Genomic DNA, 12,950 nt, shown 5'->3' on the forward strand with positions numbered 1-12,950 from the left:
CACTGTGGAGGTGACCACCCCCCAGGACGACGCGGCCGTCCCCGAGGAGGGGTCCAGGACCGTCGTCGCCGCCCGCAATGCCGCGGTGCGCGGCGTCGCCGAGCTGCTCGGCAAGGTCGCGACGCTCGTGCTCATGGTCGTCGCGGCGCGCAGCCTCGGCGAGGAGGGCTTCGGCGTCTTCTCCTTCGCCCTCGCCCTGGCGCTGCTGCTCGCCTCAGTCCCCGCAGGCGGCTTCACCACCGTGCTCGTCCAGCGGGCGAGTGCCGATCCCGCGTCGCTGCCGCTGCTGATGGCCCGGTGCCTGGCGCTCACGACCCTCATCGCGCTGCCGGTCTTCGGGCTGGTCGGCGGTGCCGCCGCGGTGGCCCGACCGACCCGCGAGGGCGGCATCGCCGTGGGCCTGCTCATGGTGGCCGTGCTGCTCGAGCTGTGGGGCGACGTCCTGCGGGCCGGTGCCCAGGCCCTCCAGCGCCAGGCGGGGGTCTCGGCGGCGCTGGTCGTCCAGCGGCTCGTGACCACGACCGTCGTGTGCGTCCTGCTCGCCCTCGGCGGCGGGGTGGTCTCGCTGTGCACCGGCTACCTGGTCGGCAGCGCGCTGGGCCTGGTGGCCTTCGCCGTCGCCGCCCACCGCGCGGGCGTCCGGGTCGACCGGGCCCTACCGAGCCGCGGCGAGCTCGCCGAGCTGGCCCGGTCGTCGTTCGCCATCGGCGTCGACAGCATCGTGTCCATGGCGCTGTTCCGGCTCGACGCCGTACTGCTGGGTCTGCTCGCCGGCGATCGGGCGGTCGGGCACTACTCGGCGGCGTACCGCTTCCTCGAGACGGTGCTGTTCCTCACCTGGGTCGTCAACAGCGCCGTCTTCCCCTCGGTCTCCGCGGACCCGGAGCCGTGGCGGGTCCGTCGCAGCGTCGACACCGGCCTGGCGGCGATCGCGACCGTCTACGTGCCCTTCGGTGTCCTCCTGCTGCTGCGGCCCGAGGACCTGCTCCGGCTGCTCTACACGGAGGCCTTCGTCACCGACGGCGCGCTGGTCCTGCGGCTGCTCGCGGGGGCGCCGTTGGCCTTCGCCCTGGGCTACCTGTGTTCCTACGCCCTGCTCGCCCGCGAGCGCCGCGGGCGGGTGCTGGCTGCGAGCTGCGTTGCAGCGGGCGTGAACATCGCCGCCAACCTCGCCCTGATCCCGGTGTTCGGGGCGTCCGGCGCGGCGGCGGCCACCACCGGTTCCTACCTGCTGGAGGCGGTCGTGCTCGTCGTCTGGCTGCGGCGCGAGGTGGGGCTGCAGGCGCAGCAGGTGCTGCGACCGCTGCTGGTGCCCGTGCTGGCCACGGTCCCGCTCGCCGCGGTCCTGCTCACCGGCCTGCCGCTGCTCGCCGCGGTCGCCGTCGGCGCGGTGGCGTACGCCGTGGCCTGGCTGCTGCTCGCCGTACGCCTCGCTCCCGAACCGGTGGCGCTGCTGCGCGGCCTGCTGCCGGGGCGGGCAGCCGAGGAGTCGTCGTGACCCGGCGGCTGCGGGTGCTCGTCGTCGTCCCGTCGGCGGTGCTGGGCGGGGCCGAGGGCTGGCTGCTGAAGGTCCTCGCCGCCACCGACCGGCTCGAGCCGGAGGTCCTGCTCCTGCAGGACGGCCCGCTGCGCGCCGCGCTCGAGGCCCGTGGCGTCCCGGTCGAGCTGCTCCCCGTCGGCAACCGGCCCGTCGACCTGGTCACGGCGACGGCCGGGGTCGGTCGCGTGCTGCGGCGCGTCCGCCCCGACGTGGTGCTCGCCAACGGCGTGAAGGCTGCGGTCGTGACCGCTCCCGCGTGCCTGCAGGTCGGGTCCCCCCTGGTGTGGGCCAAGCACGACCACTCCTACGACCGCATCGCACCGCTGCTCGGGCGCCTGTGCACCCGGGTGGTCGCAGCGGTCGAGGAGCTCGGCGAGCCGGTGGGTCGCGACGACGTCGTCGTCGTCCCGCCGCCACGACCCGACCAGCCACCCCTCGACCGCGCTGCTGCCCGCGCCGAGCTGGCCGGCCACGGCCTCGTGCTCGACGACCGCCCCACTGCGGTCGTGCTCGGCCGCCTGGTGCCCTACAAGGGCGTCGACGACGCCGTACGCGCCGTGGCTCTCCCCGGCGGCGAGGGCTGGCGCCTCGTCGTCGTCGGTGACGACGACCCGAGCGCCCCCGGCACCGGGACGGACCTGCGACGGCTGGCCTCCGACCTGGGGCTGTCCGACCGGGTCGCCTTCGTCGACGCGGTGCCCTCGGCGGCCCGCCTTCTCGCGGCGTTCGACGCGCTGCTGGTCCTCACCAAGCCGACCGACGACCGCCGCTCGCCGTCGAAGGAGGGCTTCGGCACCACCGCGTTCGAGGCGATGCTCGCCGGGGTGCCCGTCATCGGCGTCGAGGGCGGGGCCGTCGTCCGACGGCTTGCCGGGCGGGCCGGTGCCGGAGTGCGGCCGGGCGCGCCCGATGAGGTCGCCTCCGCCCTCGCGCGCCTCGCCGACCCGGCCGCCCGACGGGTCGCGGGAGCGGCCGGTCGCGAGCTCGTCGCCGGGCACCCCAGTGCGGCGCAGGTCGCCGACCTGCTCGTGCAGGTGCTCGCCCAGGCCGCCGGTCGGCCCGGTGCGGGCCTGTCCAGCGGTCCGGCGATGACGGTCGTGACCCCCGTGCTCGACGAGGCCGACGGCATCGCGGCGCTGCTCGCGCTCGTGGTCCCGCAGCTCGGGCCCGACGACCGGGTGCTGGTCGTCGACGGCGGTTCGACCGACGGGACGGCGCAGCGGGTCGCCTCCTGGCCCGACGACCGGGTCAGCGTCCTCGTCGCCCCGGGGACCAACATCCCGGCGGCCCGCAACGCCGCGCTGCCGCACGTCACGACGCCGTGGGTCGCCGCCACCGACGTGGGTTGCGAGCCGGTGCCCGGGTGGCTCGACGCGCTCCGGGCCGCCGCGGCCGACGGCGAGCCCGAGCTCGTCACCGGCGTCTACCGCGTCCTGTCGCGCGGTCCCTTCGACGCCGCCATGGCCGCCGCGGGCTACCCCGACCCTGACGAGGTCCGCCGGCCCACCTGGCTGGTCCGCGGCTACGGAGCGCTGCTCGGTCGCGCCTTCGACCCGTCGCTGCCCACCAACCGCTCCAACGCGGTGCCGGTGGCCGTCGCGCGCGCCGTCGGGGGCTACGACGAGACGCTCGCCGCAGGCGAGGACGTCAGCTTCGGGCAGGCGGTCGTGCGCCGCGGTGGGATGGCCGTCCTCACCGCCGACGCCGAGGTCGCCTGGCACCAGCGACCGACGGTCGCGGCCACCGCCCGGATGTACCGCTCCTACGGCCGCGGAGACGGGCTGTCCGGGGAGCGCACCCTCGTCGCGCGCGACCTCGCTCGGGCAGTCGCCTACGTCGCCGGTCCGCTGCTCCTGGTGACCGGGCGGCGCGCTCGGGCGGGCGCCCTCGTCGGCGCGGCGGCGTACCTCTCCCTGCCTCTGGTGCGGGCTGTGCGGGGGCCTGACCCGGTGCGGACGGCCGCGCTGGTCCCCGCCGCCGCGGCGCTCAAGGACGTCGCGAAGGCCCTCGGGTGCCTGGAGGGGCTGCGGGCCCGTCGGCGCGGCGGGCTCAACCGGGCTACCGAACCGGCCGAGGTCTCCTAGGCTGGGTGCAGCGCAGCGCTCGCCCAGGAAGGGGACCCCGGTGGCGAAGAAGGACCAGCCGGGACTCGTGCTGTGGGCGCGCAAGTGGCTGATCCTGGCCGGGGTGGTGCTCTTCACGGTCACCGCCTACGTCGTCGTGAAGCAGCAGACCCCGATCTACGAGGCCAGCGCGAAGATGGCCGTGACGTTCCCCGAGCGTCCCGACAGCGGTGGGGCGAGCTTCGACCAGCTGCAGGCCAACCAGGCCCTCGCGCGCACCCTCGTGGACCTCATCGGCAGCCGCCCTGTCGCGGAGTTCGTCATCGCGCGCGAGAAGCTCGACATCGATGCCGCCGACGCCGTCGACAAGATGACCTTCGACCAGATCACCGAGACGCTGCTCATCGAGCTGACCGCCGAGGACGCCGACCCTGCCTTCGCGCGCGACCTCGCCAACGCCTGGGCCGACTCCTTCGAGGTCTACGCCGGGAGTCGGCTGTCGGGGCTCAGCCCGGGTTCGGCCGTCCTCGTCGCCGAGCGCGCCGTTCAGCCCGAGGAGCCGGCCCGCCCGAGGCCGCTGCTGACCGTCGCGATCGCGCTGCTGGTGTCGCTCGTGCTCGCGAGTGCCGCGTCCCTGCTGCACGCGCGCTTCGATACCCGCCTCGACGTCGACGACCTGGCCGACGACTTCGGCCTGCCGCTGCTCGCGACCCTCCCTCGCAAGGGCCGGACCAAGGTGGCGGGCGAGCGCTTCGACGAGGCCGTCAGGGTGCTGCGCACCAACCTGCAGTTCGTCTCCGACCGGCCGTTGAGGAGCCTGTCGGTGACCAGCACCGGTGAGGGCGAGGGCAAGTCGACCGTCACCGCGTCGTTGGCCTGGTCGTCCGCGCTGATGTCGCTCACCAAGGGCGAGGTGCTGGTCGTCGACGCCGACTTGCGGCGCCCGATGCTGCTCGAGCGCCTGAAGGTCGTGCCGCAGGGCAGCCGCGGCCTGTCGAGCTGGCTGCAGCGGCAGTCGTCCTACGAGGCGTGCACGCAGCAGACCGACCTCGAGTCGCTCGCCGTCATGCCCCCCGGCCCGCTGCCCACGAACCCCTCCACGCTGCTCGGCTACGCCACGAGCCAGGAGAAGATCAAGGCGCTGTCCGACCGCGCCAACCTGGTGCTCTTCGACACCCCACCCGTGTCGGCGGGTGCCGACGCCCAGCTCGTCGCCGCGGCCGTCGACGGCGTGATCCTGGTCGTGGACCTCGCGAAGGTGCGGCGTCGGGAGCTCGAGAGCACGATCGAGTCCCTGCGCCGGGTGCGCGCCAACGTCGTCGGCATCGTCGTCAACCGGCTCGCCGGCGACGACCGGTCGACCTCCGCCTACGGCTACGCCCCCTCGGCGGCGGACCGTCCGGTGACGGAGGCCCCGCGGCGCACCATCAGGTCGTTGCGCTCGTCCTGAGCGCCGACGCTGCGACGGGCTGCTCGGCGGGCTGCTCGTCGGCGAAGCGCGGGAGCGCAGCCGCGAGGCCGGCCAGCACGAAGAAGGTCCCCCAGATGATCTGCACCTGGTAGAGCGTCACCGTCAGGGACTGGAAGGCCCAGCCCGCGAAGGCCGCGGACAGCCCGACCGTGAAGGCGAAGGTCTCCGGCCGCTTGCGCCGCAGCTCGCGCCACAGGCCCCGTGCGACGACGCCGAGCCACACCAGCAGCGCAGTGATGCCCGCGAGCCCGAGCTCGGCGGCGAGGTTGAGGTAGCTGTTGTGGGCGTGGCTCAGGGGGGCCCCGCGCTCGACGAGCCCCATCCGCCCGGCGTAGGTCTCGAAGCGGTAGATCCCGATGCCCTCGGGGTGCTGCTGCACCAATGTGACGGCTCCGCGCCACAGGTCGAGCCGGGTGTTGGTGCTGGACTGCCCCGAGGTGACGCTGGACAGCCGGGTGCTCACGGTCTCGTAGACGGTGCTGTTGACGAGCGGGCCCGCGTTGACCGCCAGCGTCGCAGCGAGCGCAACGACAGCGGCGACGGCGAAGCGCCGCGACCGGCTCCAGGCGCTCATCAGCAGCACGAGGGCGAGGGCGAGCCCCAAGGTGGCACCGCGCGAGAGCGACAGGACGATCCCGGCGACCGAGGACGCGACCGCGACCAGCGCGACCCCCCGCCAGCGGCCGTGAAGGCCCACGACCAGGCCGAGCGCGGGGATCGCGGCCAGCTGCAGGTAAGCGGCGTAGTAGTTGGGGTCGTCGATGCCGGAGGAGGCCCGCCCGGACACGGCCGAGCCACCGGCGGAGACGGTCGCGCCACCGGAGGACAGGTAGCTGAGGACACCCTGGGCTCCCAGGACGGCCGCGCCGACTGCCAGCGACACGAGCACGAGCACGACCTCGCGGCGGTCGAGCGACTTGGCGACGAGGAAGGCGAGGTAGAACGCCGACCACATCGCTGCCGTCTTGGCGACGTCGGCGATCTCCGAGCCCAGCACGGCGCTGGGGAGCGCGAGCAGCACCAGTGCGATCACGGGTGCGTCGCCCCAGCTCGGCCACACCGTGCGGCCGTGACCGCTCACCGCCCGGGCGACCCAGCCGAGCGCGACGAGCAGCAGCGCAGCCTCGGTGGGGGACAGCGCCCCGGGACCGAGCGGCAGCTGCAGCGACTCCAGGGGCGACAGGGTCAGGGCCAGCGCCAGCACGACGGCGGGGCGCGTGACGGTGAGCCAGGCGAGCACGGCGGCGAGCACGAGCGCCGCGGGGACCAGCGGGTGCAGCTGGCTGTCGAGCAGGGCACTGGCCGCACCGCCGGCGACGGCGAGCGACGCGGCCGAGACCAGCAGGCCGACGCCCCGGGGCCGACCCAGGGCGAAGGGCAGCGTCACGCCGGTGACGCTAGCCCGCAGGGCCGCACCGGCGAGGGAGGTCGCGGTACGGCCCTGTCCCGGGAGCGGGTGGCGATCAGGCGGCGAAGGCCGACTTGAGCGCGCCGTAGACGGGCTTGGCGGCACCGGTGGTGCGGACCAGGCCGAAGTTGTCCTCGCTGTAGGTGCGGTCGGTGCCGCCGTCGAGCAGCGTGTAGGAGTAGTAGGCCTTGAGCCACGGCCAGCTGCGGGCGATCGTCACGCTGCGCGCGGTCCAGGCGGCCTGCTCGGTCTCCGACACGCACATCATCGAGCCCGCCGTGCAGTTGGTCCAGCCGGCCTCGGTGATCCACAGCGGCTTCGCGCCCTGGCCCTTGGCCACCATCGCGGCGCGGAAGGCGACCATGCCGGCGCTGAAGTCGACCTTGCGCCACTCGGCCGAGCCGACCGCGTCGGGGCTGCGCCCGTCGGTGTAGGGGTGGACCGAGAAGCCGTCGTAGCTCTTCAGGCCGGCCGCGACGAGGGCGTTGTAGAAGCCGGTGTCGGCGTAGGACAGGGCACCGGCGAGGACCGGCACGGAGGGCGCGACGGCCTTCACGGCCGGGTAGGCCGCCTCGACCATGCGGGCGTAGGCCACGGCCTTGGTCGTCCCGACGCTCTCGGTCCGCAGGTTGACGGTGCCGTAGTCGTCGTAGTTCGGCTCGTTCCACAGCTCGAGCGCGGCGATCTTGCCGGCGTAGCGCTTGGCGACCCAGGCAGCGGCGCGGGCGAAGTCGCCGGCGTCGGTCGGTGCCCAGTCCTGGGTGCGACGGTCCCAGTAGCGGCCGGTGCAGCCCTGCTTGAGGGTCTCGGGGGCGCTCGACGCCCAGCACGGCGTCTCGTCGAGGGTGATGAGTGGCGTGATGCCCTTGGCGTTGGCCTTCGCGACGAAGGTGTCGAGGCGCTGGACGTACCAGCTGGTCCAGCTCGTCGGGCCGCTCTCCTGCAGCGACGCCCAGGCGACGTCGACGCGGGCCGTGTTGGCGCCGAGCGACGCGAGCAGTCCGACCTGGCGGTCGACCTCGGCCTCGGTGCCGGCGTCCCACAGCACGTGGACCTGCGCGCCCTTCCAGGCGAGCGAGGGAGCGGCGGGGGCAGGTGCGGGGGCCGGAGCGGGCGCGGTCGTCGTGGTCAGTGCGGGCTTGACGAAGCGGCTGCGGGTGCTCGCGATCTTCGACCAGTTGGCGACGGCGTTGGTGCGCACCAGCTTGCTGGCCACCACCTTGCGGGTCCGGACCTCGTGGGCGCTCGCCGGCGCGGCGGCGACCAGCGACGTCATGGCGAAGGTCCCCACGAGGGTGCCCAGGGTGAGGGCGACTCGGCAGCTGGTGCGCACGGTGGTTCTCCCGGTTCGGCGGCTGGGTCGCCTCCTGGAGGCCCCTGGCTCTGCACCCCCGCGTCGCCGCGGGTTCGCCCTTGTCGTCGGTGTTACCTGTCACAGAGAGTAGTCGGCATACCGGGGAAGGCCTGTAGTCGCGTCACCCGTTCGGACGACGGCGCAGAGCAGTGAGATGCGCCCGGACGGCGGCGCAGACGGGGTGGGAGGATGCTCCTGAGCCGAAGGAGAGGCGTTGGAGCTGCTGGAGGAACTGCCCGCCGCGCTGCGCGCAGAGGTCCAGGCCGCGGTGGCCGCGCTGGGCGCGCGGATCGAGGACGGCTGGCGTGAGGGGCCGCGCCGCTTCCTGCGGGCCGGCGCATGGTTCGTCACCGTGAGCGACCGACCGTCCGACGTGGCCCCCTTCGCCGTCGAGCGCGCGCGCCGCGCTGTCGTGGGCTCGAGCGGCCCGCTGCGGGCGCCGGAGGTCGTGGCCTCGGGCGAGGGCTGGTACGTCGCGCCCCGGGTCGAGGCGGTGCCGTTCGAGCAGCTGCCGCCCGGTGTGGCCGCCGCGGCGTTGGACCGGCTCGCGACCCTCGAGCTCCCGCCGGCCCCACCCGGCCCCGCCGAGGGCGGCCTCGTCCGCAAGGTCGTCCAGCGGGCCCGCCTCGAGCTCGGCCCGGTGCCGCGCGCTGACCGGGCGCTGGCCCGTCGGTTGCTGGCCCAGGACGGCCCGCAGGTCACCGTCCACGGCGACCTGCACGCGGGCAACGTCCTGCCGACCCGCGACGCGCTCCACGTCATCGACTGGGAGACGACGACGACCGGGCCGGCCGGCGCCGACGTCGCACGCCTGGCAGCCCTGCTCGCCCCGGCGACCGGTGACGCCCTGCTGGAGGAGTTCGCGTCGTACCCTCGCTCGCCCTCCCCGGCGCGGCTGCGCGAGCTGCGCTACGCCTGCACCGTGCAGGCCGCCGCCGATCTGCTGCTCATCGACGGCCGTGATGGTCAGGACCGGGCGCGGGGCCTCGCGATGGTGGCCCGCCTCGACGTCCTCAGGCCCGCGGCAGCGCCTTCTTCCTGAGCTGCACCGCGAGCAGGCGCAGGTGCAGCCGGCCGCGGTCCATCTCCGCACGCCGCAGCACCTCGCGGGGCAACGGCGCGACGTCGGCCGCGACGGTGTGGCGCAGCGTCCAGGCCTCGCGCACCCCGGTCCACCAGTGCCGCAGCGCGCCTTCGTAGCCGGCCTGGACGAGGTCGAAGAGCAGGTACGCCGCGATGCGGCGGGCAGCGAGCGCCCTCGGGAAGTGCCGGTGGAAGTACCAGACCTGGTTGCGGACGCGGTAGCGCAGCACGGCGCTGCTCGCGACCCGGCCGGCGCGCACCTTCATGTGGTCGAAGGCCGCGCCCGGCTGGTAGCGGACCTCGAAGCCGCGGGCGACGAGCCGGGTCGTGAGGTCGATCTCCGACGTCGCGAAGAAGTAGGGGGCGTAGAAGCCGCCCGCCTCGAGGAAGGGGGTGCGCCGCACCATGCAGCAGCCCTCGGGGAAGAAGAAGGCGGGCACGCCCTCGGGTCCGACCGGGTGGGTGCGGCCGCGACGGAGCCACCAGTCGAAGGTGCCCGGCCCCTCGTAGCGCACGACGTCGGGGTCAGGGGCGATGTCGCTGCCCTCCGGTGGCTCCTCGACGTCACGGACGAGGCCGCCGACCACCGCCGCCGTGGGGACGAGGCGGAAGGTCTCGAGCAGCGCCTCCGCGGCCCCGGGTCGCGGGTAGGCGTCGTCGTCGAGCATGAGGACGTGCTCGTGACGGGCCTGCTCGACCCCGAGGTTGCGGCCACTGGCCCCGACGTTGCCGCCCGGGTCGACGACCGTCACCCACGGGTGGGTCTCGGCCAGCATCTGGGCGGTGCCGTCCGAGGACCCGCTGTCGACGACGAGGACGTCGTCGATGCCGAGGCTGCGCAGCCGGCGCACGACCAGGTCGACCGCGTGCCTCCGGTCGTGGGCGAGCACGACAGCGCTCACAGGCAGCGGTCCGGAGGCGCGCATCGACGCACTGTAGGGCGCAGGGAGCCACCGCGCGGGCAGGTCGCGGGCAGGTCATGGGCGAGACTGCACTGTGCTCCAGCGACCTGCCGTCCTCACCTACCACGGTGTCGGGGCCGCGACCGACGAGCAGGACCCCTCCCGGCTCGTCGTCACGCCCCAGCGCCTGCGCACCCACATCACCCACCTGCAGCGTCGTGGCTACCGCTTCCTGCGGGCGAGCGACCTGGTCGGACGCGAGGCCGCTGCGGGCGAGGCCGTGCTCACCTTCGACGACGGCTTCCTCGACTGGCGCACCGGGCTGCTGCCCGTCCTCGAGGAGCTGCAGGTTCCGGCCACGCTCTACGTCAACCCGGGCCTCTGGGGCGCTCAGCACGCCGACGTGCACGGTCCGCCCGGCCGGCTGCTCGACCGCGCGCAGGCCGCCGAGCTCGCCGCCTCGCCCTGGGTCGAGCTCGGCTCGCACGCCCTCACCCACCGCGACCTGCGGACGCTGGACGACACGACCCTGCGCGACGAGCTGGTGGGGTCCAAGGCTGCGCTCGAGGACCTGACCCAGCGGCCCTGCGCCACCCACGCCTACCCCTTCGGGCTCTACGACGACCGGGTGGTCGCCGCCGCGGCGGACGCCGGTTACCAGCTCGCCTGGGACTGGATGCCCGGCCGGTGGGAGCGCGCGCTCGCCGCGCCGCGGATGCCGGCCCCGACGCGGGCAGGGGCGCTCGTGCTCGCGCTCAAGCTCGTCGGTGTCCGCAGGCGCTGGGGCCGCTAGTCCCGCGGAGGCGGCTTGCCCAGGGCGGTGAAGACCCGCGCCGCGACGGCGCTGTCGGAGCGCAAGGCCCGCCCGCGGGCGGCAGCGTCGTACGGCAGTCGCAGGGTGCGGCTCGACCAGGCGCGCAGCTGGGAGGTCGCGGTGACGCGGGTCGCGGAGGAGAGCTTGTAGGCCTCCTCGCCGCGCATCCAGTCGAGGACGTCGTAGTCAGGGTCGTCGACCGCGGCCTTGAGGACCGCGGTGTTGGCGACGCGGCCGGCGCTGAAGCGCTGGAAGTCGGGGTTGACGCGGTTGTCCCAGACGCCGAGGGAGCGCCCGTCGGGGAAGCCCAGGACGTACGCCGCGAGGCGGCCGTTGGCCCTGAGCTGGTAGAGGTCGACGTCGTGGCCCGCGACGACGGCGGCGTGGAAGGCGGCCTCGCGCGGGTCGTCGTGATCGGCGCGGCGGCCCATCGCGAGGTCGCGCGCGCGGTGCACGGCGCGGACGTCGGGCATCGCCGCGGCGACCTCGGCGGGGTCGGTGGTCCGCGTCTCCGTCAGCTCGAAGCCGGCCTCGGCGAGCTGGCGGCGGGCCTTGCTGTCGGCCTGCCGGGAGTTGCGCGAGACGTGGCTGCGCCAGTCGTCGGTGAGGTCGACGCGCGGCAGGCCGTCGCCGGGGCGCAGCTCGTGGACGGGGCAGCGGGCGACGAGCTCGGCGAGCACCGGGCACTCGGGCGGGAGCTGCTCGGCGCGCAGTGACCAGCGGGCGGGCAGGCCCGCGAGGATCGCGTTGGCGAGGCTCGCGGCGGCGGCCGCATCGGTGGCGGGCAGCCGGCTCTCGTCCGACGGTCCGGTGCCGAGGACAGAGACCTGGGTGACCGGGCCCTTCCTCCTGCGGGCGAGCGCGGCGGCGGCGCCGTCGACGAGGACGACCCAGGGCTCCCAGTCGGTGTAGCTGTCGACCCAGGCCTGCAGCCACGGGCGCCGGCAGGTGACGGGCTCGTCCGCGACGAGCTCGTCGTAGCGGGTCCCGGCCCTCGTCAGCGCGTCGCGTCCGGTGAGCTCCTTCACGCCGGCGCCGTCATGTGAGGGCCTCCAGGTAGGCGTCGGCGAGCCGGGCGACGGTGACGGTGAGGTCGTGGTGGCGCTCGACGTGGGCGCGCCCGATGAGCCCCTCGTGGTCGGCGCCGTCCCGCAGTCGTCCCGTCAGGGCGGTCGCGAGGGCTGCCGGGTCGTCGGGCGCGACGATCGCGCCGGCGCCGCGCGGGACCGACTCGCGCACACCGGTGACGTCGGAGGCGACGACCGAGCGGGCCCGCGCCATCGCCTCGAGGGGCACCAGTGCCATCCCCTCCCAGCGGCTCGGGACGACGACGACGTCGGCCGCGGCGAGCCAGTCCCCGACGTCGTCGCGGTCGCCCACGAGGACCGCGCCCCGGCCGGTCAGGGCCGACCGGTCGGGGCCGTCGCCGACGAGGACGAGGGTGGCGTCGGGCAGCTCACGGCGTACGACGTCGAAGGCCCGCACCGCGACGTCCTGGCCCTTCTGGCGCGCCAACCGGCCGACGCACACGGCGAGCGGGCCGTCGGTCAGGCCGAGGTCCGCGCGGGCCCGCGCGCGGTCCTGGGCGGTCGCGGGGGTGAGGGCGCGCAGGTCGACGCCGTTGGCGACGACGGCGGTGCGCCGGGCCCGCACCCGGGCGTCGCGGCCGCGCGTCCGCTCGGCGTCGCTGACGCAGACGAGCAGGCTCGTCCAGCGGGTGGCCCGCCGCTCCCACGCGAGCGAGGCCGTGCGGACCGGGCCGGTGACGGCGTCGAAGGACCAGGCGTGCGGGGAGAACGCCGTCGGTCGGCGGCCGCGGATCGCGAGCCGGCCCGCGAGGCCGGCCTTGGCGGAGTGCAGGTGCACGAGGCCGGGATCGATCTCGGCGACGATGCGGGCCAGGGCCCGGGTCTCGGCGGGCACGGTCGGGCCGGGGGAGCGGGTCGCGTCCCACCGGTGGACCGGCACGCCCGCGCGGGTGAGGTCGTCGGTGAGGTGACCCCCGCGCGGGCAGGCGACGTGCACGTCGACGCCCGCCTGCCGCTGCGCCGCGGCCCACTGCGCCACGCAGCGGGCGACGCCCGCGTCGACCGGCTGTGCCACGTGCAGCACCCGCGGCAGCCCCATGCCGCGGACTCTAGGGGTGTGGTGCGGCCCGCGCCCCGGTCCGTGCGACTTCCACCTCGCGCGCGTCGGCTCCCGGCGGGAGTACCCACACGCTCACGGTGGGCCGATGGACTCCCAGGTGGAAGTCGGACGGATCGCGGGACGCGCGGGGCGCAAGGGGCGCGGGCGGGGCGGACGGGGCGGGCGGG

General features: G+C 75.2%; 10 protein-coding genes. 5 read left to right on the forward strand and 5 right to left on the reverse strand.

The genetic code is table 11. The annotated features are described in order from the left end of the window. Positions 1–10 precede the first annotated feature (10 nt). The 3 genes from Q8R60_08315 to Q8R60_08325 are packed head-to-tail and all read left to right on the forward strand — an operon-like array spanning position 11 to position 5,053. Positions 11–1,498, forward strand: a complete 1,488-nt coding sequence (locus Q8R60_08315) for an oligosaccharide flippase family protein (protein MDP3712474.1) — start codon at positions 11–13, stop codon at positions 1,496–1,498. Beyond that, on the forward strand, positions 1,495–3,624 hold the full coding sequence (locus Q8R60_08320) for a glycosyltransferase (GenBank protein MDP3712475.1): 2,130 nt from the start codon (positions 1,495–1,497) through the stop codon (positions 3,622–3,624). The genes Q8R60_08315 and Q8R60_08320 overlap by 4 nt, the downstream gene beginning before the upstream one ends. A gap of 40 nt (positions 3,625–3,664) precedes the next feature. Beyond that, positions 3,665–5,053, forward strand: a complete 1,389-nt coding sequence (locus tag Q8R60_08325; GenBank protein ID MDP3712476.1) for a polysaccharide biosynthesis tyrosine autokinase — start codon at positions 3,665–3,667, stop codon at positions 5,051–5,053. On the opposite strand, the gene Q8R60_08330 is transcribed toward Q8R60_08325, so the two are convergent. Both Q8R60_08330 and Q8R60_08335 read right to left on the reverse strand, forming a co-directional pair. After that, positions 5,031–6,461 carry an O-antigen ligase family protein gene (locus Q8R60_08330; protein ID MDP3712477.1) on the reverse strand — a complete coding sequence of 477 codons (1,431 nt, stop codon included), beginning with the start codon at positions 6,459–6,461 and terminating at the stop codon, positions 5,031–5,033. The two genes, Q8R60_08325 and Q8R60_08330, sit on opposite strands and share 23 nt — an antisense overlap. A gap of 76 nt (positions 6,462–6,537) precedes the next feature. Then, complete coding sequence (locus Q8R60_08335) at positions 6,538–7,815, reverse strand: cellulase family glycosylhydrolase (protein MDP3712478.1); 1,278 nt, start codon at positions 7,813–7,815, stop codon at positions 6,538–6,540. Between the two features lie 235 nt (positions 7,816–8,050). On the opposite strand from Q8R60_08335, the gene Q8R60_08340 reads away from it, so the two are divergent. Further along, positions 8,051–8,878, forward strand: coding sequence for a phosphotransferase (locus Q8R60_08340; GenBank protein ID MDP3712479.1), 828 nt, complete (start codon positions 8,051–8,053; stop codon positions 8,876–8,878). Here the strand turns inward: Q8R60_08340 and Q8R60_08345 are convergent. Continuing rightward, entirely contained in the window at positions 8,850–9,845 is a 996-nt protein-coding gene (locus tag Q8R60_08345; protein ID MDP3712480.1) for a glycosyltransferase family 2 protein, read from the reverse strand. The genes Q8R60_08340 and Q8R60_08345 overlap by 29 nt on opposite strands. Before the next feature lie 70 nt (positions 9,846–9,915). On the opposite strand from Q8R60_08345, the gene Q8R60_08350 reads away from it, so the two are divergent. Beyond that, on the forward strand, positions 9,916–10,614 hold the full coding sequence (locus Q8R60_08350) for a polysaccharide deacetylase family protein (GenBank protein ID MDP3712481.1): 699 nt from the start codon (positions 9,916–9,918) through the stop codon (positions 10,612–10,614). Here Q8R60_08350 and Q8R60_08355 read toward each other — a convergent pair. Both Q8R60_08355 and Q8R60_08360 read right to left on the reverse strand, forming a co-directional pair. Then, positions 10,611–11,663, reverse strand: a complete 1,053-nt coding sequence (locus Q8R60_08355; protein MDP3712482.1) for a GNAT family N-acetyltransferase — start codon at positions 11,661–11,663, stop codon at positions 10,611–10,613. The genes Q8R60_08350 and Q8R60_08355 overlap by 4 nt on opposite strands. 10 nt (positions 11,664–11,673) lie before the next feature. Continuing rightward, positions 11,674–12,762, reverse strand: a complete 1,089-nt coding sequence (locus Q8R60_08360; GenBank protein MDP3712483.1) for a glycosyltransferase — start codon at positions 12,760–12,762, stop codon at positions 11,674–11,676. Between the last annotated feature and the right edge of the window lie 188 nt (positions 12,763–12,950).

It is taken from the genome of Mycobacteriales bacterium, from assembly GCA_030697205.1.
GTDB lineage: Bacteria > Actinomycetota > Actinomycetes > Mycobacteriales > SCTD01 > JAUYQP01.

What these genes read in the sequence shown, in the direction of transcription:
- Q8R60_08345 (MDP3712480.1), bottom strand. Translation starts at nt 9,845, where the DNA reads ATGCGCGCCTCCGGACCGCTGCCTGTGAGCGCTGTCGTGCTCGCCCAC.
- Q8R60_08360 (MDP3712483.1), bottom strand. Translation starts at nt 12,762, where the DNA reads ATGGGGCTGCCGCGGGTGCTGCACGTGGCACAGCCGGTCGACGCGGGC.